The organism is Roseinatronobacter alkalisoli (assembly GCF_028745735.1).
GTDB classification, from domain to species: domain Bacteria; phylum Pseudomonadota; class Alphaproteobacteria; order Rhodobacterales; family Rhodobacteraceae; genus Roseinatronobacter; species Roseinatronobacter alkalisoli.
The window spans coordinates 1-22,100 of sequence record NZ_JAQZSM010000020.1 but is presented as its reverse complement, the minus strand read 5'-3'; the positions used below and the strand labels follow the sequence as shown (position 1 = coordinate 22,100).

General features: G+C 60.0%; 20 protein-coding genes and 1 pseudogene. 8 read left to right on the top strand and 13 right to left on the bottom strand.

What is annotated here, in order from left to right:
- Positions 1-11 precede the first annotated feature (11 nt).
- From PUT78_RS17220 to PUT78_RS17195, 6 genes are all read right to left on the bottom strand, one after another.
- Entirely contained in the window at positions 12-1,121 is a 1,110-nt protein-coding gene (locus PUT78_RS17220; RefSeq protein ID WP_274353513.1) for an alcohol dehydrogenase catalytic domain-containing protein, read from the bottom strand.
- 578 nt (positions 1,122-1,699) lie between these two features.
- Positions 1,700-2,692 (bottom strand): ABC transporter permease, encoded by a 993-nt coding sequence (locus tag PUT78_RS17215; RefSeq protein WP_274353512.1) that lies wholly within the window; start codon positions 2,690-2,692, stop codon positions 1,700-1,702.
- A gap of 10 nt (positions 2,693-2,702) precedes the next feature.
- A complete protein-coding gene (locus PUT78_RS17210; protein ID WP_274353511.1) occupies positions 2,703-4,205 on the bottom strand; it encodes a sugar ABC transporter ATP-binding protein in 1,503 nt (500 codons plus the stop codon).
- A 92-nt stretch (positions 4,206-4,297) separates the two neighbouring features.
- The gene (locus tag PUT78_RS17205; protein WP_274353510.1) at positions 4,298-5,242 is read right to left on the bottom strand and encodes a sugar-binding protein; all 945 of its coding nucleotides are present in this window, start codon (positions 5,240-5,242) and stop codon (positions 4,298-4,300) included.
- A 182-nt stretch (positions 5,243-5,424) separates the two neighbouring features.
- Positions 5,425-6,411 carry a substrate-binding domain-containing protein gene (locus tag PUT78_RS17200; protein ID WP_274353509.1) on the bottom strand — a complete coding sequence of 329 codons (987 nt, stop codon included), beginning with the start codon at positions 6,409-6,411 and terminating at the stop codon, positions 5,425-5,427.
- A gap of 51 nt (positions 6,412-6,462) precedes the next feature.
- Positions 6,463-7,443 carry an NAD-dependent epimerase/dehydratase family protein gene (locus PUT78_RS17195; protein WP_274353508.1) on the bottom strand — a complete coding sequence of 327 codons (981 nt, stop codon included), beginning with the start codon at positions 7,441-7,443 and terminating at the stop codon, positions 6,463-6,465.
- 147 nt (positions 7,444-7,590) lie between these two features.
- Here PUT78_RS17195 and PUT78_RS17190 point away from each other — a divergent pair, with 147 nt between their 5' ends.
- From PUT78_RS17190 to PUT78_RS17170, 5 genes are all read left to right on the top strand, one after another.
- Positions 7,591-8,331: an ATP-binding cassette domain-containing protein gene (locus PUT78_RS17190; protein ID WP_274353507.1), complete on the top strand. Its 741-nt coding sequence runs from the start codon at positions 7,591-7,593 to the stop codon at positions 8,329-8,331.
- A 10-nt stretch (positions 8,332-8,341) separates the two neighbouring features.
- Entirely contained in the window at positions 8,342-9,331 is a 990-nt protein-coding gene (locus PUT78_RS17185; protein WP_274353506.1) for an ABC transporter permease, read from the top strand.
- A 58-nt stretch (positions 9,332-9,389) separates the two neighbouring features.
- Positions 9,390-10,376, top strand: a complete 987-nt coding sequence (locus PUT78_RS17180) for a LacI family DNA-binding transcriptional regulator (protein ID WP_274353505.1) — start codon at positions 9,390-9,392, stop codon at positions 10,374-10,376.
- A gap of 197 nt (positions 10,377-10,573) precedes the next feature.
- Positions 10,574-11,521, top strand: coding sequence for an NAD(P)-dependent oxidoreductase (locus PUT78_RS17175; protein WP_274353504.1), 948 nt, complete (start codon positions 10,574-10,576; stop codon positions 11,519-11,521).
- Between the two features lie 17 nt (positions 11,522-11,538).
- Complete coding sequence (locus tag PUT78_RS17170) at positions 11,539-12,306, top strand: class II aldolase/adducin family protein (RefSeq protein WP_274353503.1); 768 nt, start codon at positions 11,539-11,541, stop codon at positions 12,304-12,306.
- Positions 12,307-12,359: 53 nt separating this feature from the next.
- On the opposite strand, the gene PUT78_RS17165 is transcribed toward PUT78_RS17170, so the two are convergent.
- From PUT78_RS17165 to PUT78_RS17140, 6 genes are all read right to left on the bottom strand, one after another.
- A complete protein-coding gene (locus PUT78_RS17165; RefSeq protein WP_274353502.1) occupies positions 12,360-13,559 on the bottom strand; it encodes a pyridoxal phosphate-dependent aminotransferase in 1,200 nt (399 codons plus the stop codon).
- A 15-nt stretch (positions 13,560-13,574) separates the two neighbouring features.
- Positions 13,575-14,222 carry a TetR family transcriptional regulator C-terminal domain-containing protein gene (locus tag PUT78_RS17160; protein ID WP_274353501.1) on the bottom strand — a complete coding sequence of 216 codons (648 nt, stop codon included), beginning with the start codon at positions 14,220-14,222 and terminating at the stop codon, positions 13,575-13,577.
- A 442-nt stretch (positions 14,223-14,664) separates the two neighbouring features.
- A complete protein-coding gene (locus tag PUT78_RS17155; RefSeq protein WP_274353500.1) occupies positions 14,665-15,282 on the bottom strand; it encodes an ATP-binding protein in 618 nt (205 codons plus the stop codon).
- Positions 15,279-16,781 carry an IS21 family transposase gene (gene istA / locus PUT78_RS17150; protein WP_274353554.1) on the bottom strand — a complete coding sequence of 501 codons (1,503 nt, stop codon included), beginning with the start codon at positions 16,779-16,781 and terminating at the stop codon, positions 15,279-15,281. Before istA ends, PUT78_RS17155 begins: the two co-directional genes overlap by 4 nt.
- Before the next feature lie 366 nt (positions 16,782-17,147).
- Positions 17,148-17,939 (bottom strand): IS6 family transposase, encoded by a 792-nt coding sequence (locus PUT78_RS17145; RefSeq protein WP_476453967.1) that lies wholly within the window; start codon positions 17,937-17,939, stop codon positions 17,148-17,150.
- A 203-nt stretch (positions 17,940-18,142) separates the two neighbouring features.
- Complete coding sequence (locus PUT78_RS17140) at positions 18,143-18,514, bottom strand: TetR/AcrR family transcriptional regulator (RefSeq protein ID WP_274353553.1); 372 nt, start codon at positions 18,512-18,514, stop codon at positions 18,143-18,145.
- 220 nt (positions 18,515-18,734) lie between these two features.
- Between PUT78_RS17140 and PUT78_RS17135 the strand changes: the two genes are divergently transcribed.
- Entirely contained in the window at positions 18,735-19,196 is a 462-nt protein-coding gene (locus tag PUT78_RS17135; RefSeq protein WP_274353499.1) for an SRPBCC family protein, read from the top strand.
- A 506-nt stretch (positions 19,197-19,702) separates the two neighbouring features.
- Here PUT78_RS17135 and PUT78_RS17130 read toward each other — a convergent pair.
- Complete coding sequence (locus PUT78_RS17130; protein WP_274353498.1) at positions 19,703-20,818, bottom strand: NADH-dependent flavin oxidoreductase; 1,116 nt, start codon at positions 20,816-20,818, stop codon at positions 19,703-19,705.
- Positions 20,819-21,017: 199 nt separating this feature from the next.
- Here PUT78_RS17130 and PUT78_RS17125 point away from each other — a divergent pair, with 199 nt between their 5' ends.
- A complete protein-coding gene (locus PUT78_RS17125; protein ID WP_274353497.1) occupies positions 21,018-21,461 on the top strand; it encodes a winged helix-turn-helix transcriptional regulator in 444 nt (147 codons plus the stop codon).
- Positions 21,462-21,533: 72 nt separating this feature from the next.
- Positions 21,534-22,100 (top strand): annotated as a pseudogene (locus tag PUT78_RS17120) (IS6 family transposase); the annotation flags it as partial.

Genomic DNA, 22,100 nt, shown 5'->3' with positions numbered 1-22,100 from the left:
TCGGGAAAGGGTCAGTCGATCTCGATGAGATAGCTGGTAAAGCCGCCATTGCCGTTGGCCGCACCGCTGATCCCTTCATTGATATCCGCCAGGGGCCAGGACTGGGTTTCAAGCACGCCCAGATCGACAGCACCAGTGGCGAACATACCGGCCATTTCATAGCCTTCGGCGACAGTGAACCAGACCGAACCGATCAGCTCGATCTGTTCATCCATCCACCATTTCACATCGACCTGAAGATCGCCTGCCGTGCCGCCGATATTGACCAGCCTGCCGCCCCGCCGCAGCCCCCCCATCGCATCCTTCATCGAGGACAGATCAGCGACCGCGCCCAGCGTATCAAGCATGAAATCCGCCCCCAGACCGCCGGTCTGCGCCATGATCCATTCACGCGAAGACCCGTCCCTGTTCGAGAAGATCTCGATCCTGTCCGGGTCAAGCGCCTTGAGCCGGTCCAGCAGGGGCTTGCCCCGGGCAATGGCATAGATCTTGCCTATCCCCTGCGCGAGCGCAAAAAGCGTGGCCCCGACACCCAGCGTCCCCGTTGCGCCGTTGATGACAAGCTTCTTGCCGGCCAGCGATCCGCATTTGCGCAGAGCGGAATAGGATGTGCCAAGATACCCGAAACGGGTGGCCTGCCTGAATTCTATATTGTCGGGGATCCGGACCAGCGCGTTCGCAGGGGCTGTCATATACTGGCAGAACCCCCCCTGCGGATACCGCTCGAACACGCGCAGGCTGTTTTCATTATAGCCAAAATAGCCGTTCAGGGTCCAGTGATCGCATTTCTGCGGCTGGCCGGACATGCACATGGCGCAGCCACCGCAGGACCGGCCCGGGTTCACATAAACGCGGTCGCCGACATTGACCGACATGACCTTCTCGCCGACTTCATGCACGATGCCGACAGCATCCAGCCCGTGGATCGCCGGACGCGGCGGAAGCGGCATTTGCGGATACCAGCTTTCCCAGTTCGCCAGAACATTCGCCAGGTTCGGCACCATGCCGCAGGCGCGGACCTCGACAACAACATCCGCCCCGGTCGCGCGGGGTTTCTGAACCTCGTCGATCTGCATTGGCGCGCCAACCTCATGAAGCCTTGCCGCCCTCATCGTGCTCATACATGTTCCTCCCCGTCATGGTCCCCGGATACATGCAGGACCATTTAAATACCTTTAGTTTTCTAATACTGATTGGAATTTAAATGTTTGTCAAGCAGCTCTATTGCACTCTTCTTAGGGGCAATTTATCTATAAAATTCAATATATTGTCTTAAATTCTTGCGTAGACAGCCAACCCACACCTAAGAGATCAGGAACTTGCCGGGGCATCGTCAACTTATCGAATCTTGCCTAAAAGGAGCCACACACACTTGGTCAAGCGGCCTTCAACTCACATGTGATGTCTTCCCAAATGCTGTGAGCATCTGAGCGAGATTGTCGATAGGCAGGGGCAGACAGTTTGTGGCGGCGGGGGTGAAAATACAGAACCTCAAAAGGTGCATACTTGAAGATTGAACCGCAATCCCCTAACTCTTCGATTACAAAGGCCGACGCCACTGCACGGCGGACACGAGCTTATTCCGTAGAAACTCTGGTTGATTTGGGCTTGGTCGCTGATTCACTTTCGTTAGTGAAACGGGGGCTAAGTGATGCTGGGTCCAAGGCAAGAAGCACAAGCGCGACGCGTTTGAGCTGGATCACTGGGTCGTGTTCTCTCCTTTGAGTGTGACTCGCATCAAAGCCTCGCGGCGGCGTGCCCTGAAGCGATCAAACTGAGTGTCCGCAATGACGCCGATCAGAATGACGCCGCCCATTACTGCGAAGTTGAGCGATGACGGCACGCCCAGCAGATTGACGAGGTTCTGAAGGACCTGGAGCAGGATGACGCCGAGGCAGACGCCGATAATGGACCCTTCGCCGCCGCGCAGGGAGAATCCGCCCAGCACGGCGGCAGCGATCGCATAGAGCTCGTAAAAATTGCCGTGCGACGACGGCTGGACCGAGCGGGTGTACATCGCGAAGAAGATCGCCGAGAGCGCGGTCAGAACGGCACAGATGACATAGGCGGCGACGATCGTCCGCCGCGTGTTGATCCCGGAGTAACGCGCTGCCTCCTCGTTCTTGCCCACGGCAAACAGGTGGCGGCCAAAGACCGTCCGGTGCAACAGGAACCACGATCCCGCCGCCACGAAGAGGAAGGCTACGGCGGAATGGGGCACGCCCGAGGTCCGTCCGGTCGTGAGATATTCCAGCATCGGGAAACTGCTTCCGAACGGAAACCCGGCCGTTCCGTCGGCAGTATAGAACCGGGCAACTCCACGATAGATCAACAGACCGCAGAGCGTGACGACGAAGGGTTGCAGTCGCAGGCGTGTGATGAGCCAGCCGTGCAGTAGGCCGATTATACACCCCAACCCCAGCACGATCAGCGCTGCGATCGGCCATGGCACGCCGTTGGCTATCATGTCGACGAAGAGTACGCCCAGAAGGGCGATGACCGAGCCCACAGAAAGCTCAATCCCCGCCGTCACGATAACGAAGGCCTGCGCGATCGAGAAAAGGCCAAAAAGGCCAATCAGGTTGGCCGTATTCGCCAAGTTCACTGCCGACAGAAACCTGGGATTAATCAGAGCGACCATCACGCCCACGCTTATGACCAAAAGCCCCAGTCCGATATCCTTGCGTAGCACCGACTTCTCCTTATTCCACTGCAAGGCGAAGGATCGCCTCTTCCGTGACCGCCTTCTGCACGAGCATCCCTGCGATCCGGCCCCGGCACATCACAGCGACCCGGTCCGATACGCCGATTACTTCTTCCATGTCCGACGAGATCATGAGGATCGCGACACCGCGATCCGCCAGATCCCGCATCAAGGCATAGACCTCGGCCTTGGAGCCAACGTCGATCCCCCGGGTCGGTTCATCGAAGATCAATACACGTGGCTCCATCGCGAGCCATTTGGCGAGGACCACCTTCTGCTGGTTGCCGCCCGACAATTCTGCCGACGCGCGGTGCAGATCCGCCGCCTTAATCCTCAATCGCGTGCGCGAAGTCTCGGCCAGCGCCATTTCGGCGCGCGGATCGAGGCGGCCCCATCGCGAAAGGCGGGAAAGGCTGGGCAATGAAATGTTGTCGCAGACCCCGAAGTCCAACAAGAGCCCCTGCCCCTTCCGATCCTCGGGCACCAGACAGAGACCAGAGGCAATCGCATCGGCGACACTGTAGCCGGACAAGGGCAGGCCATTGATGGTGACAGTCCCTTCAAGCGCACTGTCAATGCCGAACAATACGCGCGCAAGCTCCGAACGACCAGCGCCGACCAGACCTGCCAGTCCGAGAATTTCGCCGCCGTGCAACGTCAGATCGACAACACTTGCGGGATGCGCCGCAGTACGCAGGCCCTGCACCTCAAGAACCGGGGCGCCCGGCGTCTGGTCCTGCCGCTGGAGCGTGCGGCCGACATCTCGCCCGATCATCATACGCACCATCCGGTCGCGGGTTATCTCGGCCCTCGACAGGGTGCCTGCGTTCTTCCCGTCACGCAGTCCGACGACGCGATCGGCGACCGCCTCAATTTCCGACAGCCGATGCGTGATAAACAGGACTGCTACATCGCGCGCCCTGAGATCAGAGATGACCTCCAGCAAGCGCTCGGTTTCGGACAGGGTGAGGCTCGACGTCGGCTCGTCCAGAATCACGAGACGGGCATTCATCGAAAGCGCCCGGGCAATTTCCAGCATCTGCTGATCGGCGAGCGACAGACCCAGAACCGGATCGTCGGGTCCGAACCGCGTCCCGAGCGGTTTCAGGATCCCCGCGACCTCGCGCGACATGGCGGCACGATCCAACCTACCGAACGGGCCGCGCCGGATCTCCCGTCCAAGGAGCACATTACCAGCCACGTCGAGATTGGTGAAAGGGTTCAGTTCCTGATGTACGAACGCGATGCCGAGTTCTGTCGCCTGCACGGGAGTCAGTCGGGCGTGGGCGATGCCGTCGATGACGATCTCGCCGGCGTCGGCGGCAATGGTTCCGCCCAGCACCTTCATCAGGGTTGATTTTCCTGCGCCATTCTCTCCAATCAGTCCGACGACCTCGCCTCCGCGGATGGAGAGATCGACAGCAGAGAGCGCAACCGCGCCTGGATAGACTTTGGTCACGCCTGAAAGTGTCAGGTCGATGGGTTGAGCGGAAACTGTCACGCGCGGGGTCCTTGGATCAGGCGTCGAAGCCGGCCACACCGGGCCTATTATCTGGCCTGGTGTGACCGGTCTTGAGCGACGGGAGGGGCCGCTCAGCCGCCGAGGCGTTCGCGCAGTTCAGCCTCGAAAGCATCTACATTGGATTGGTCGATCACCTTTGTTGGCACGATGATCAGTCCGTCTTCAGGTACGCCCGAAGTGTCGCCCGCCACTACCGCTGCCATCAGAAGCATGCCCTGATACCCCCATTGATAGGGGTCCTGCACGACCGTACCCGCAAAGTTGCCTTGGCGTACAGCGCCAAGGGTGATCGGATCTTCGTCAAAGGCTACGACCGTGATTTCGCCCAGGCGACCGGACGCCTGCAGCGCTTCGTATATCTTGGGCGGATTGTAGGAGTAGAAGCCAACCATGCAATCGATCTCGGGATTGGCGGCAAGGACGTCGTCTACGTTGGACCGTGCGCGGGCGAAGTCGACGTCATCGCCGCGTACATCCACAAGTTCGATCCCCGACCCTTCGATCGCCTGACGAAAGCCCGCAATCCGCTCGATGGCGTTATCGGCGCCCAGAAAGCCGACGAACCCCATGCAGGTGCCGCCGTCCGGCATCGCCGAAACCGCGATTTCGCCGGCCTGAACCCCCGCCAAGGTGTTGGACGATCCCAGATATGCGATCCGGTCACTTTGGGGCGCGTCGCTGTCGGTCGTCAACAGCGGGATCTGGGCGGCGATCCGGTTGAAGGCGTCGATCGAATTACTCGGATCGACCGACGAGATCATGATGGCATCGACGCCGGCGGCGACCAGATCGTCCATCAACTGGTTCTGCGCGGCGGCGGTGCCGGTCGCCGGATAGCGGAACTGCAGGTCATGGTCCGGAAGTTCGGCCTGCGCGGCGAGAACCCCGGCTTCCGCGAGTTTCCAGAAGTCGGAAGCGGCATTGACCACGAAGGCAAGCGAGAGCTGCTCCTGTGCGTGGGCACCACCCCCGGCGCAAATAGCCACGGCTGCAAGGAGTGCTGATGAGCGTTTCATGACTGTTTTTCCTTTCGGCTTTAGGGTCCGCGGCGTCCACACGGACGATGGACCGTGTCTGTCGTTAATATTATTACTGATTATGCAGGATTCCGGCCCGCGGGGGCGATTTCACCACACGGGTTGAGGGCAATCACTTCGGGTCTGCGGTCGCGAGGCAGACCAGCCGCCCCGCCTTCGCCTCAGTTGTCTGCGCAGAAACCTGGTTCGGTTTGATTGCAGGTGTCGAGACCGGTAAAGAGCGGGTCCTCGACGGTCTCTCCGTTCAGGAGCTGGATCATCACATCGGGCGCGCGCAGGCCCATCTCGAACGGGCGCTGACCCACCTGCGCATGACTGCGCCCCTCGCGGAAAGCCTGAGTTTGCGGCGGCAGGGTGTCGCCCGCGATGACAATAAGCTCATTGGACTCCATCCGGTCCATGACCTGATCGGTGACCTGCGCATAGGCCTGCGGTGCGAACTGCGCCCATCCCCCGATGAGGATGAAGGCATCGAGATCGGGGTTCGCCGTGAACACGTCCGACATCTGCTGGTTGGCGAGATCGGCCTGATCGTTGGTGAACACCGGACAGCCCTCGATTTCGGTCCACCCGTTCTGTCCGGTCAGGCGGTCGATCCCCGCTTCGCCCCCTGCCGTATCGCGGAACCCCTCTGCGCGAGCATTGATGTTGGCGGCCGCGACATTGCCGAGCTGGAGGCAGACCGTGCCGCCCTCGGGTTTGAGGGCCGCCGCCTGCTCGGCCATCGCGACACCCATCAGGTAGTTATCGGTGCCAAGATAGGTGGCGCGCAGGTCGGAATCCGCGGGCAGGAGATCGGCGTCGATGGTCATGATCGGGATATCCGGTGCAAGTGCGCGGAGCCGGTTGGCCATGGCCGGGGCGTTCGACGGCGAAATGGCGATTGCGGCAACGCCGGCAGAAATCAGGTCATCGACGATCTGCACCGCACCGGCCTCATCCGCCGATGAGGCGGGCCCGGTGTAGAGGCAGGTATACTGACTGTCAGGGTTTTCGGCCATCCATTGCTGGCAGCCAAGGTTGATCTGCTCGAAGAAGGGGTTGTCCAGCCCCTTCACGACGATGGCCAGTGTATTAGCGTCCTGGGCCATGCCTGCCCCGGCCGTCATGGTCGCGAGGATCGCGATTGTGCCAAGTTTGTAAGTCATTCTTCACTCTCTCCCTGTTGAAGTCCTGCGCCGGTCCGCCGCTCCCCACGGTCAGCCGGGATACCATGTTGTGCGCGCCTCTCCCGCCGCACGGCGATAGGCCCACGCGCGGTCCACGAGCGTTTCGAGGTCGACCCTTGGCCGCCAGCCAAGCAGGTGCGCGGCCTTGGTGCAGTCGAGCCAGTTGCTGTGGAACGGCGTCTCAATGTCGATGGGCTGCGCGCCCGTCCTTTCGTTCAGCAGGACGGCAAGACGGCCATAATCGACCGGCTCGGCCATCGCGATGTTGAAGGCCTGGCGCGCCGCATACGGGTGGTCGAGGGCGGTCAGGAGGGCCTCGACCACGTCGTCCACATGGATGAAATTGCGCCGCAGCGGCGCACCAGTCACGTCCCGCAAAAGCGGCACATGTTGGCCGGTCCGGGCGGCGGCGAGCGTATCGGGCGTCATCAGATCCGCCCAGTTCGGGCCGCCGAACTGATCCTCGCCAAAGCTCATGGCATAGCGCAGATCATCCTTTTCCATGATCCACGGCGCCCGCAGGATGCAGCCGTCGATGCCGTACTGATACCCGTATTGCTCCAGCATCACCTCTTCGATGACCTTGGTCAGCGCATAGCAGCCCGGATAGGCGCGGCGCGGCGCGGTCTCGGTGATCGGGGCGTCATAGGCCTGAAAGATGTGGCCCACGGAACAATCGCCGCCCAGAAGGACGAACCGTCGGGCCACAGGATTTGTGCGGAACGCCTCCAGCAGGACGAACATGCCCTTGACCGACACGTCGATCGCCAGGCGCGGCGATTCCTTTACTGCGGCGAGATGCAGGACATGCGTGACACCGTCCATCGCGGCTGCGACGGCTTCCGGATCGGCGATGGACCCGCGCACCACAGTCAGGTGGTCGGTCTCGGGTATCGTCCGGTTGTGGCAAAGTGCGACGATCCGCCCCCCGGCGGGGATCATGGCGGTCGTCAGCGCGGGCAGAAGATGCTGCCCTACTTTGCCTGTGGCCCCCGTCACCAGTACTTTCATAGGCTCCCCCCGATCCTGATGCCGATTTATATTTACTAATAATATTAAGTCAAGTATTTAGTAGCGGCGGCTGAACGGGAGGTTTGACCGCCGAAACGAGGGCGCGGGCAGAGGCGGCCTGCGAACGGCAATAGAGGGGGAGCAGGCGTGTCACGCTTGAAACTGGAAAACATTTCAAAGAATTTTGGCGCGATTCAAGCGCTCTCGGGCGTCTCGCTCGAGGTGGCGCCGGGCGAGGTTTTGGGTCTGATGGGTGACAACGGCGCAGGCAAGTCAACGCTGGTAAAAATCATCGCGGGCAATTTCCCGGCCTCGTCGGGCGAGATCCGGATCGATGACCGGTCCACCCATTTCAACAAGCCGCTCGATGCACAAACGGCAGGTGTCGAGATCGTCTATCAGGACCTTGCGCTGTGCAACAACCTGACCGCCGCGTCCAACGTCTTTCTCGGGCGCGAGGCGATGCGCCGGTTCGGGCCGTTCAGGATGCTCGATTATCCGACGATGAACCGGCGGGCGGCGGACCTGTTCAAGCAGCTTAAATCCGAGACACGCGCCCGCGACGTGGTGCGGCGCATGTCGGGCGGCCAGCGGCAAGCGGTCGCCATCGCGCGCACGCTGCTGTCCGAGCCGAAGATCGTGCTGATGGACGAGCCGACCGCCGCAATCTCGGTGCGCCAGGTCGCTGAAGTTCTCGACCTGATCCGCCGCCTGCGCGACCGTGGCATCAGTGTCATCATCATCAGCCACCGGATGCCCGATGTCTTTGGCGTGGCCGACCGGATTGCCGTGATGCGGCGCGGCCGCCTCGTGGCCAGCAAGGCCACCGCGACATCCTCGCCCGAAGAAGTGACAGGCCTGATTACCGGCGCTATCGAAGCCGCGTGAAGGAAAGAAAATGACATCTCTCGACGACCTCATCGGCCGGACCGAACACAACAGCCTGTTCGCCCGCCTCACGTCTGTCCCCGTGTTCTGGGTCATCCTTGCGGCACTCGTGGCCTGTATCGCGCTCACGCTGTTGACCGATACCTTCGCGACCCAGCGCAATCTGTTCAACGTGCTGCGCAACTTCACCTTCGTGGCGATTATCGCCATCGGCATGACCGTGGTCATCGCGTCCGGCGGGATCGACCTGTCGGTTGGCTCGACCGTCGTCCTCTCGGCGATGGTGCTCAGCGTGCTGATGACGGGAGGATGGAGCTTTGCATTCGCGGCCATCGCCGCGCTGACCGCGGCTTTGGCGGTGGGGGCATTCAACGGCGCGCTGATCGCCTATGCCGGCATGCCGCCCTTTGTCGTGACGCTCGGCACCCTCTCGGGCGCCCGCTCGTTGGCCATGGTCCTGTCCGACAACAAGATGATCTGGGAGTTTGGTCCCGACCACAACCTGTTGCTGTGGCTTGGCGGCGGGTCCACCCTTGGGCTTCCCCACCCGACCTTCGCTCTTGCCCTCTTGGCGATCGCGGCGTCACTGATCCTCAGATGGACGCGCTGGGGGCAATATGTCTACGCCATCGGAGGAAACGAGCAGGCCGCCATCCTGACCGGCATCGCCGTCAAACGACAGAAGGTGACGATCTACATGTTCTCGGCCTTCACCGCCGGGATCACGGGAATCCTCATGACCGGATGGCTTGGCTCGGTCACAACCAACCTCGGCCAATCGATGGAACTTGCCGTGATCGCGGCGGCCGTCATCGGCGGGGCCAACCTCGCAGGTGGAGAAGGCACCCCGCTGGGCGCCGTTCTCGGGGCGCTCTTGATCGAAGTGATCCGCAACTCACTTATCCTGCTCGGCATCTCGACATTCTGGCAGGGGATGTTCATAGGTACGTTCATCATCGTCGCCGTCGCTTTTGACAGGTTCCGTAATGCCCGGACATGACGTATGACATTGAATGCACGGAAAAGGGAGCGCGACCGCCACTATGAAGAAGCCGACGATGATGGACGTAGCCGCACGTGCCGGGGTGTCGCAGGCGACGGTCTCCCTGATCCTTAACGGCAGTCCCGGCGCGAAATTCAGCGATGATACCCGCCGCAAAGTCACCAGCGCCGCCAAGGAGATCGGCTATCGTCCGGTCCAGCGAGGACTTCCGCAGTTTGCCATGACCACAAACCAGATCGCCTTTGTGGTCGACGAACTGACAAGCGATCCATGGATGGCCCTTGCCTTCGAGGGAGCGCGGGAATTTGCGCTCCAACAGGGCGTCTCGGTCTCGCTTTCCGTCTGTCGCGGCGGAAAACTGCTCGACGAGGACCTGTTGCGCGAATTCGTGCATCAACCTGTCATCGGCTTCATTTATGGCACGATCCTCACCCGCCGGATCACTTTGCGCGGTCCTTTCCAGAACCTGCCGACGGTCCTGCTCAACTGCTACGACGGCAAGCGCCAACTTGCCTCGGTCGTTCCGGGAGACGTCGAGGGCGGGCGGAAGGCGACACAGCGCCTCATCGCCGCTGGCCGACGGCGAATCGGCTTCATCAACGGTCAGGATGGGATCGATGCATCGCGCGACCGCCTGCGTGGCTATCGTCAGGCCCTCGCAAGCAGCGACATCACCTTCGATCCTGATCTCGTATACAACGGCAACTGGGAACCACCGTCGGGCCATGACGGCACCCGGGCATTTCTTGCACTTGATGCGCCGCCCGATGCGATATTCTGCGCCAACGACCTGATGGCCATCGGATGCTATGAGGCGCTAAAGGAAGCCGGACTGCGAATTCCGCAGGACGTCTCGGTGATCGGCTTCGACGACCGCGAAATTGCCCTGTTCATGCGACCACCGCTCACGACACTTGTTCTACCCCATTTCGACATGGGGGCCGCTGCCGCTGAACATCTGCTCGACATCGTAGGCGGCCTTCCGACGCGACATAGCCAGATCAAGGTCGAGTGCGAGTTGATCGACCGCGCATCCGTATGATGCCTTCCGGCAATGGAACGACTATGCCCACGAAATGACGGCATAAATGACGAGAACCACCATCACTACAACCAACCATCAATAACTTGGCAATGCCCTTGGAGACATGGCCAGTGCCCCGTGGTTGCACGCAGTTATACGAACGTGCAATAAAAGATGGGTGAAGCCAGACCAACTAGGATTCCCGATGAGAGACGATGGCCCGATCCAAGGCGTTTTTCCTGAGCCGGATGCTGGACCTGAAAAGCCTGTACGGAACTGCCCTGCGCACGGCCGGTCCTGATATCGAGGTGCTTCGCCCCGAGGAAGTCCCCTATCCCGAGAAAATCCGCTTCGCCGCGTGCTGGTTGGCGGAGGCAGACAGCTTTGCCGCGTATCCCAACCTCGAACTGGTGATGTCGATCGGTGCTGGCGTCGACGACCTGCTGAGCAATTCCAAACTCTCTTCCGAGACCGCCATTGCCCGCATGCGTGATCCGCATCAAGCGGCGCTGATGGCAGGTTATGCCGCGCATGAGGTGCTGCATGTCTCACGCAACTTCGCGCAGTTTGCGGCCTCGGCCAGCCGCGCAGCTTGGGAGCCCCTGCCCATGCAGGCCCCAGAGGCCACAATCGTCACCGTTCCGGGCAACGGCACCATGGGCGAAGCCGTCATCCGCATCCTGCGCGGCTTGGGGTTCACGCTTCGCGTCGCTTGCCGGACCGATCCCGACCGACCGATTGAGGATGTCAGCTACTTCAGCGGCGCAGATGGCGTCATCAGGGCTGCAGCCGGTGCGCATTTCGTCATCAACATCCTGCCGCTGACCCAAGCTACCGAGGCCGTGCTGAACTCCACGCTATTTCTGGCCATGGCGCAGGGCAGCTGGCTGATCCAGATAGGGCGCGGCGAACATCTGGTCGAATCCGATCTGATTGCCGCGCTCGATAGTTGCCAGCTTGCCGGTGCCACGCTGGATGTGTTCCACGCCGAACCGCTGCCAGAGGATCACCCTTTCTGGCACGATGATCGCCTGCGCATCACGCCGCATATTGCGAGTGCCTCGGTTCCTTCTGTCGTAACCGAACAAATTGTCACCACGGCGCGCGAGTTGCGCGAAGGTGCCCCTCTAAGCTTCGGCGTTGAACGCGCGCGCGGCTACTGATCGAATAGGAAACCCCAATGAAACAAGCTGCAACCGCCGCCCCGACCACCACGAGCGACGACGAATGGCAGGCCCGCTGCGACCTTGCAGCCTGCTACCGACTGGCCTGGCACTATCGGTTCACTGACCTGATCTACACCCACATCACTGCCCGCGTACCCGGCGAAGAAGGTCATTTCCTGATCAACCCCTACGGCCTGTCGTGGGATGAAATAACTGCCTCGTCTCTGGTCAAGATAGACGTGGACGGCAACAAGGTCGATGACAGCCCCTATCCTGCGAACCCGGCGGGATTCACCATCCACTCGGCGATCCACCGCATCAGCCATGACGCCGCTTGGATCATGCATACGCATACGCGTGCCGGTGTGGCGGTTTCGACGTTGAACGAAGGACTCTTGCCACTCAACCAGATTGCACTGCAGTTCCACAACCGGATTTCATACCATAACTACGAGGGCATCGCGCTGGATTTGGGCGAGCGGGAGCGCTTGGTCGCGAGTCTTGGCGATAACCCGGTGCTGGTACTGCGCAACCACGGTCTGCTGACCACTGGAACGAGCGCAGCTTCGATGTTCAATACAATGTTCTACATGGAGCGCGCCTGTGAAATTCAGGTGGCCACTCTTTCGATGGGGCAACCTTTGCGTGCGGTCCCCGACAATGTGGTCGACCATGTAGCCAAGCAGTACGAAGGCTCGATGGGCGAGGATGATGACGTGGCGCTGGAATGGGCGGCGCACCTGCGCCTGCTGGACCGGATTGCGCCAGACTATCACGACTGACCGGCGCGTTTTGAGGGCTTTGGGCAAGAAGGGGCTGGCGCACAGCCTTTTGCTTATGCCTGTGCCTTTGCGGGGAGTTTTGCGGCACAGAGCCGGGCCGACAGGGCCGCGATGCGGCGCACGGCTTCTGCCAGCTTTGGGTCGGGCACGGTCAGGCCCAGCCGGATCAGGTGTCCGGCCTGCCCGCCGAAAGAGTTGCCCGGCATGACTGCCACGGCTTCTTCCTCCAGCAGCCGCCAGGCAAATGCTTCACCGCCCAGTCCGGTGGCCGATACGTCTACCAGCATGAACATCCCGCCGCGTGGCAGAAAGCACGACAACCCCTCGGCTGCCTCGAAGGTTGCCTGACAGGTCCGCGCGCGACGCGCCAACGAGGTGCGCAACCGTTCGGAGGTGTCGTAATTGTCTGTCAGCGCGGCTTCCGTCATGTCGGCGATAAAAGGTTGGTTCCCGAAGAGCATGGTTTCCGAGATTGGCAGTAACAGGCGCATCGCCTCTTTGGGACCAATCGCCCAGCCGCTGCGAAATCCGGTCGCGGCATGGCTCTTGGAAATAGAAGAGACTACGACCGTGCGTTCACGCAAAGGAGCGAATTCTAAAGGAGAGCAGAACTCGCCTTCGAAAATCAGCGACTCGTAGACCTCGTCGCAGACGATCCACAGGTCATGGGCAAGGGCAATATCGCCAATGGCGCGCATGCTCTCGCGGTTGATGACCGATCCACTGGGATTGTGCGGGGTGTTCAGAAGCAGAACGCGGCTATTCGGCCTGATCGCAGTTTGCAGATCATGGGGCTGCGGGACGAAGCCGTGCTCCATCTTCAGCGGCACGGCCTGAACCTTGGCGCCAGTCGCTTCGACCACCCCATCGTATGTCGCATAGTAAGGATCGCCAATCAGCACGCCATCGCCCTCTTCGACCAGCGCAAGCATCACAGCAAACAGGGCGGTCTGCGTGCCGGGGAAGCACAGGATATTTTCAGGCCCGATTTCGGGCAGGCGCGACGCGTAGGTCCGTTGCAGCGCTTTGATAAGGCCCGCCTCGCCACGGCCGTTGGAATAGCGCGTGCGGCCGCGGCGCATCGAGTCGGCACAAATCTCGATCAGGCCGGGATCGGTGGGAATATCCGGCTCGCCGATTGTCAGTTCGATGATATCCTCGCCTCGGTCAATGCGGTCGCGGGCAGCGTTGTGAACGGCCCACTTGTCCCCGCCTAGATCCTTCAGCCTGCGTGTGATGGCAGCATACTGCATGTGTCTTCCTTTTCTTCAGTGCGCAAATGGATGCGTCAGTGTGTCGTTGGGCAAGCGCAGGATGCCCTCTGCGGCAGAAAGCGCGATCCGGGGCAGCCGTGCAGGGTCATAGAGCCCGTGACCAAGCGAGCCTTCGATCCATAGCCCGTCGATCAGCCCGTTCAGGGCGATGGCGTGACTATGGCAAGTTGCCGGGCCTGCCGGGAGATTGTGCTGGGTCAGAACCGGGTGGATCAACGCTTCAAGCAGGTCGAGGAATTCGCGATAACTCTCTCGGTGGATCTGGGCATAACGCTGTCCGGAACGGACGCGCCCGATGAAGGTCGCCCAAAGCGAAACCTTGCGTGACGACAGGTTGGGGTGCTTGACATTCGCGGCAATAAAATGCGCCAGCGCCTGCGCAGGCCCCTCGGAGGCCATGCGCGCCGACTCTGCCGCTGCACCGGTGAGGTTGCCCATAAGATAGGCATAGGCCGCGTGGACCATCTCATCCTTCGACAAGAAGTAGTACCGGATCAGACCGGCAGAAACACCCGCACGCTCGGCGATCTTGCGCACACTGGCGCCGCCCATGCCGTCCTCGGCCAGACAATCCAGCGTGGCTTCCAGCAAGGCATTGCGTCGGGCGTCCTCGCCCAGGCGTTGATAGCTGCGCTGTGTCATTGGGCACCCTTCTGTATTGTGACTGTTACCACGCTGTTGGCGGGCAACTGCGGCGGCAATCAAGTCCTGCGAGTTCAATTTGTAAGCAGAAGTGCTCAGAAACCCATCAAATTACTTCGATGGCGACTGGTCCGCTCCAAACGTGTTCGGAATACTATACATTTGTATAATAACGTGGTAAATAAGGTCCCGTACCAAAGCCGAAGTTACACAGAATATTGCGAACGAGGAACGATCTCGCACGCGATAGAAAGACAAAAAAGATTACTGAATTTGCCAATGATCCCGGCCCCGAGATCGAAAAGCTTGTTCGTGATTGTCAATCTGCATTCAAACTGACCCAGCGTGATCATTTAGAAATTACCCACCTCAGGGGGAGCAAAGCCCACAGGCGAGCGGCCCCCATGTAGCAGGCTCGTCTGTGGGCTTTGCTTTTTCTGGTTCAGAGTTTTGTTCGAGATTTGCTTTGGGCGAAACGGTAGGACGTGTTGCCGGTCTCGATGATGCGGCAGCGGTAGGTGACCCGGTCAAGCAACGCGGGGGTCATCTTGGAATCGCCGAAGACAGAGACCCACTCGCCGAATTCAAGGTTCGTCGTGATGATGACGCTGGTGGTTTCATACAGCTTGCTGATCAGATGAAAGAGCAGCGACCCGCCGGATTTCGGGAAGGGGATATAGCCGAGTTCGTCGATGATGACGCACTCCAGGGCGGTCAGTTGCTTGATGATTTTTCCGGTGTTGCCTTCGGCCTGTTCTGCGATGAGGATGATGTTATGGGCGTCCTCAGTGAACTGGCCTGAACAAAACGGGTCGATCTGCGCTTTGGTGACGGTCGCCGCGCCATAGTCGAAAGTGGCAAAATCCTTGTGGTGGGGAAATTTGGCGATGCGCATCTGATACTGGATGGACCGCACCCGCCGCTCTTTGGTCTCGGCTTCGATCAAGGTCTTCAGCGCTGTTGTCAGGCTTGGTGGCGTGCGCGCGGCCAGCAAATCCTGAGCGCAAGCTGCCATCCCATGAAGCCTGAGGGCAGCGAGTTGGTCGATGAGGGCGTTCATGCTGCGACCCTCCCCGCAGCACACAGCGTTTCATATCGCTTGCAATCGGCCTCTGGGCGCAGGGTCAGCTGTGGATAGGCATGTGTCTCCGCCAGTGGCGCGATTGTCGGCTCCAGCAGCTGATTGACCAGATTGATGATCGCGGGCAAGCGCAGGGTGCGTTGTTCGACGGCCAGATCGCAGGCCATCTCGACCACGTCGATGCCATGCTCAAGTGCCAGCAGCAGCAGGTCGACAAACTCCCGGTCGCCACCTTTCTCGCGCATGTAGTGATCCTTGATCTGCTCCATCGATTTGGGCAATTCCCAACCGACAAAAGGTGCGCCATCACGCAGCGCACCGGGCTTGCGATCGAGCAGCGGCACATAGTGCCAGGGCTCAAAATAGCTGATATTGCGTGTAAAGCGCCGCTTATGTTCAGCGATAATTTCGTCGTTTGCGATCATGACAAGCCGATCAGCATAGGCGCGCAACGAGACGTGATGCCCCGCATGTTCGCACGGCACGCTGTAGCGATTGCTGTCATACTGCACCAGGCAGGTGGATCTGACCCGCAGAGTTTTTTCGACATAACCGTCGAAAGGGCGGCCCAGCGGGCGCAGCTCAATCTTCTCATCCTCAAAGACTTCGGCGATTGTGCGATGCTGTTGATCAGTATGGCGGCGTTCAGCCAGCTCCTCGCAGCGCAGCAGAAGCCAGGCATTCAGCGCCGCCAGATCGTTAAAGGCCAGCCTGGGAGTGAAGAGCTCGCCACGCAGAAACTGCACCTGGTTCTCGACCTGACCCTTCTCCCATCCCGAGGCCGGCGTGCAGGCGACAGGCTCGATGACGTAATGGTTCATCAAGGCCAGAAAGCGTGGGTGAAAGATCCGATCTTTCGATCGCGAGACATAGGTCACCATGGTTTTGGGGTTGTCAATGATCACCCGGCGCGGGACGCCGCCGAAGAACGTCAGCGCCCGCACAAAGGCATCGAGCACCATCTCCTGCTTCTCGTTCATATAGGCCACGACGAAAGGCTTGCGGCTGTGGCACAGGCGGAAATGGGCGACGTGAACCTTGTGTTGGACACCGCCCAACAGGACATATTCTTCGCTCCAGTCGAACTGAAGCGCATCGCCAGGCGCGAAATAGAGCGGGATGAATGCATCAGTTCCGTCGGTTCCCGATGACTTCTTGAGCTCACTGACAAAACGCTGAACTGGCGAATAGGACCCCGTGTAGCCCTGCGCGACGAGCTCTTCATAGAGCTTCTTCGCTGTGCGCCGATCACGGCGCCGAAGGGACAGATCGTGCTCGAAAAGTTCCCGCAGGCGCGCCTCGAACTGCGCGTTCAGTTTGGACCCGACGCGCGGTTGCCGTCTGCGATATCGTGGTTGCTCCGGGTCCCTCAGATACTTCTTGATCGTCGTCCGCGAAATCCCCGTCTCGCGCGCCACGGAATGGATGCTGCGCCCATCCCCCAAGATCCAGCCTCGGATCTTCATTGACGTTTCCATCAGTAACACCTGCTCTTCCTCCGTGCCAAAGCGCACGGATGTTAACAATGCAGGTGGGTCAAATTTAGATGATCATAACCCACCAAAGTGGGTCACTTTTGCATGCCGATTCACAGCTTCATTCCTTAAATCTGCGTAGAAAGTCCTCCGCAAGCATATGCTCAAACGGCTCTACGCTTAGAGCAAGCAAAATCTCACATGCGTGGCGCAAATCGGCCATATCTACATACGAAGGAGACCGCAACAAAGACAGGGCCAACTCGATCTGTTCGGCACGACGCTCAGGACTTAAATCAATATGATAGCACATGAAGAAAATTAACCTGCTGACTCTTGAATAAGAATTACGTTCTCATTCTTTCGCGGTTAAAGCAACTCACTTACATGTCTCATGGTGGCATTGCCAAGTTGTTGTCCGTTAGGTGCGTTGGTCTGTGCTTCGTGCATTCCTGCGGTCATTTCACGGGTATAGCCGGCCCACAACCCGAAGGCATCAGCACGGGCGGGGCGATAGGACGTGGCTGTCAGTCGGTAGCGGCGGGGTTTGAAGATCGTATTGATTTGGTCATGTGCGGCGAGAAAGCGCTGTGCCTGGCGTGGAGACTTGAAGCGGCCCATGATCTTCTCCCGCCTTCGGGTCGGCCTGTGGCTACCCTCGATCCGGTTGTTGAGACCCTTGTGGGCGCGATGGTCAGCATTGGATGCCAGCTGTGCGATCGGCTTTGCATAGCTACGCAGCTTGTCGGTGATGACCACTCTCGGCTGGCCATATTGAGTGATCAACCGTGTCAGGAAGCGCTTTGCAGCTTTGGCATTGCGGCGTGTCTGGACGAGAATGCCGAGTGTGTCTCCGTTGGCATCGATGGCCCGCCACAGCCAGTGCTTTATGCCGTTGATCGGTATGACGACTTCGTCCAGATGCCATTTGTCATTTGGTCGGGGACGGTCCCGGCGGATGCACGCCGCGAAATGCACACCAAAGCGATTAACCCGGAGGCGGACGGTTTCGCGGCTGACGATGACGCCCCGCTCTGCCAGAAGATCCTCAACATCTGCCGTGCTGAGGGCAAACCTGTGGTAGGCCCAAACAGCGTAGGCGACAATCTTACGTGGGAAACGAAAGCCTTTCAGGTGCAGCATGGACGGTGGCACTTGCATCGGTCACCATCTATCCAAGTCATGCCACATAAACAACTTGGCAATGCCACCGGAGCTTCTACCATAATCACGCCGGTGATTATCAGCCCTCAATCGCGCGCCAGATAACGCAGGATCATGTCAGTCAACTCGGTCTCGAGCCGGCCGTCCTCCATGGCCGCACGATGGTGAACAAGGGCGCGGTTGAGCGCACCGTGGAGAAGCTACATAATCAGAAATGCGGCCACTGTGACTTCGCCGACGCGCAGCCGGTCAGTATGGCGCCTCAGGAAATGTATGATCGCGGCCTCGTAGCGGCGCTCAAAGGCCTCGAGTTCACTTTCCTCCAGCACGTCGGCCGCCAGATCGTTGAGCGCTCTCTCTAGTGTGGGGTTTTCCAAGTGGATGTCAACGTGCCAGCGGACGCTGGCAAGAACAGCTTCTTCGAGGCTGGCAGTGCTTCCTTCGTCGAGTTCCGGCGGACGTCGCGCCTGTGCGGACGCGATACGCTGGCCAAGCAGGATGCGCAGTAGCGCCTGCTTGTTGGGAAAGTACTGGTAGAGCGAGCCTACGCTCACGCCCGCCTTCCGGGCGATGCGATTGGTTATTGAATCCGGCCGCGCCTTCTTCCCCCAATATGCGAGCAGCGGCTTCCAAAATCGCCCCGACAGTCTCTCGGGATCGGCTCTGGACCGGCAGTTTCCTTGGGCGTGAGGCGGCCGGGCGTGTCATGGGTGGGCATCTCCTAATGCGAGTCGACGATGCGAGTAAAAACTCGCATATTCCCGGATCAGTTCCAACAACGAAAGTTCCGACGTGATCCTGTCGCATACCACCATGATTGCCGCGCCGGCCGGGCGCATATTCGCCTTCTTTGACCGGATGGAGGAGAACTACACGCGCTGGCATCCAGACCACATCACCTTCCGCTGGCTGCAGGAGGGGCGCCAGGCGGTCGGCAATCGGTTCTATTTCGAGGAGCACATCCACGGCCAGCATTTGAAGCGCACCATGCGCTACTCAAAGGTCGAGCACGGCCGGCTGATCGAGTTCGTCCCCGACAGCGCGCTGATCCGCTTCTTCCTCAAGCGGGTGAGTTTCATCATCGAGCCCACGGACGGGCAGTGCCGCTTCACCCAGGAGGTGCAGGTGCTGAGCGGGCCCATCGGGCGCCGGCTGAACCGGAAAGGCTTCGCCGCAGTCGAAAAGCACATGCGCGAGGAAGGCCAGAATCTGAAGGCAATCATGGAAGCCGACGAACGGCCCAGTCCGGCCTGATCCACACTTTTACCCGGTCATCCCCCACAACATCGATACCGCCGCACACAGCTGTCGCACGGCGACCTTCCCGTTCAACAACCCATCGAAGTATCGCGAAACCCCTTGCCAATTCTGGCTCCAAAGCTGGGAAAGTTCACATACTTGGGAATAGCCAAGTTGCGCCACTCTTCCGACAAGCGATGCACCGTCCAAACGGATGAACACTTGTCTCCTATCAACCTCTGCCCAACCGGTATCCGGGTGCGCTGCCGGAGGTCTCGTTCGAGGATTCTTAGCAGCCGATTTGATCGGACACGGTGCAAGACCGACGCAATCCTTTGGGGCCGATGCTAGGAGATAAGTGAACCCAGCTTCTGGTAGAAATCGAGGCGGCGAGGGACCCACTCGATGTCCCACCGCTCTTCGACCTGGTTGCCGAAACTTACGGCCTGACCACGGTGGCATATCTCGGTGCGGGTAGCAGAGTCCGACCGACGGCATTTAGGCCGCCGTCTTAGCTGGCTTCATGGAAACCAGCCTTTCATGCTCTGGATGATGCCCCAGAGCTTGGGCGGAATTTCCAGATCGCTATCCCCTGCAGGATCAAGTGCAGTTTCAATCTCGCCGCCTTCTGCGACGATTTTCACCCAGTCCGGATTGATGATCAGCCCACGGCCGACGGCGACAAAGGCGAGACCAGCGTCAAGTGCCTGGACAGCCTGGTCGGGCGTCAAAATCCCTCCCGCGGCGAGCACCGGCACGCGACCAGCAACGCGTTCGACGATGCGAGCGACAATGGTCGCTCCATCCGGATCACTGATTGGGCGATCGCCTAAGAGATTGGCGAGAGAGACATGGATGTAATCGACGCCGCTCTCGATCAGCCGGTCCACCAGCGTCAAGGTCTGGTCGATCCGATACCCTTGCTCGCCCGGCTCCTCGGGTGAAATCCGGAAACCAAGCACGAAGGGGCGGTCGACACTCTCGATGACTCGCCTCACCTCTTCGATGACAGCCAAGGGGAAGCGCATGCGGTTTTCAAGCGATCCGCCCCACTGGTCGTCCCTTCGATTGGTCGCCGGCGACAAGAAGTTCTGCATCAGGAAACCGTGGGCGCCGTGCAATTCGACACCGTCAAAGCCTGCCTCGATGCCGCGGCGCGTGGCTTCGCCGAAGGCCCTGATGATTTCCGCCACCTCATCGGTCTCCAGCGCACGAGGCGTCTGAGATTCCATGAAGGGCGTGGCTGCTGTCGGGACAGCGCTCGCGCTCACGACATCGCCATTTTCAATGAGATAGGGCAGAGCTTTGTTACCAGCGTGGAAAAGCTGCAGCAGTGCAGGCGCCCCACCGCTTTTCGCAGCCATGGCAAGCCGCTTCAGACTGGGGACGAAGCTGTCGTCCGCAGCCGAGAACTCGTCGGAAAAACCAATTCCGTTCGGTGTTACCTGCGCACAGCCGGTCAGCACCAAGCCGACGTCCTTGACGCGCCGACGGTAGTAAATCTCCTCTTCCGGCGATATCTGGAAGTCTGGCGTGCCGGACCAGGTCGTCATCGGCGACATCACGACGCGATTGCGCAACGTCACGCCGTCGATAAGCGTGATGGGTTCAAACAGTTCAGCGTATTTTTGGTTCATTCAATTCACCTATGGAGCAAGTGTTCCCGACCTGACGGAAGGGAACAAGATTTGCAGCGGGACCTGTGACAGGTACAGGCCAGGTTTCGCCAGCAAGGCAAAGACCGGTCCGTTGCGTTTGACCGTCGATAAGTATATGTTTGATACTTAGCGTCAATCAGGCACCTGAAGTCGCCCAGATATACGGAAGGAAACCGCAATGCCCGATCTTGACCCGTTATGCTTTTCGTCGGACTGCCCCAGCCGGTCGTTGTTCGACCAAATCGCTGACAAGTGGTCGATGATGGTTCTGGCCGTGCTTGATGACGGCCCGCAGCGCTTCAATGCGATCCGGCGCCGATTGGAAGGGGTGTCGCAAAAGGCGCTCACCCAGTGCCTGCGCCGGCTTGAGCGCAACGGGCTGGTGTCGCGCCAGGTGATCTCGCTCTCGCCCGTTGCGGTGCAATATCAGATCACACCCTTGGGCCGCTCGCTGCAGCAACCGTTCCGGGAGCTGCACAACTGGACCGTTGACATGTTGCCGGAAGTCCAGGCCGCCCGGCAGATGTTCGATGGCGCATCGGCTGGACCGAACGCGGTGACCGCGGGGCCTGTTCCTGATCGCCCGCCTCTTCGGCGAGGAAGAGGCAATGCGTCTGGCTAGCGCTCATGGACAAAGGGTATCCATGGCATTGCCAAGTTGTTTGCGCGGCGTGACTTCGCTACGGGTTGAGGTATGAAATTACCGATGTCCACGCGGCGCCTGAAGGGCTTTCGTTTTCCACGCGAGATTGTCGCCTACGCTGTCTTGGCGTACCATCGGTTTGCGCTAAGCACGGCGGATGTCGAGGATCTGCTCGCCGAACGAGGCGTCATCGTGAACCGTGAAACGATCCGTCTCTGGGTCAACCGGTTTGGCGCGCATTTTGCCGCCTGCATCCGTCGGGACCGTCCCCGCCCCCGCTCAAATGGCATCTGGACGAGGTTGTGATCCCGATCAACGGGGTGAAGCACTGGCTCTGGCGGGCGGTCGATGCCAACGGCGACACGCTTGATATTCTCGCGCAGACGCGTCGGAATGCCAAAGCTGCCAAGCGCTTCATGGCAAGGCTGATCGCGCAATTCGGCCAACCAAGGGTCGTCGTTCCAGACAAACTGCGCAGCTACATCAAGCCGATTGCCCATCAAGCGCCGGAGGCTGACCACCGGGCCCATAAGGGCATTCACAACAGGATTGAGGGCAGTCACAGGCCAACACGACGACGAGAAAAGATCAGGGGCCGGTTTAAGTCGCCCAGACAGG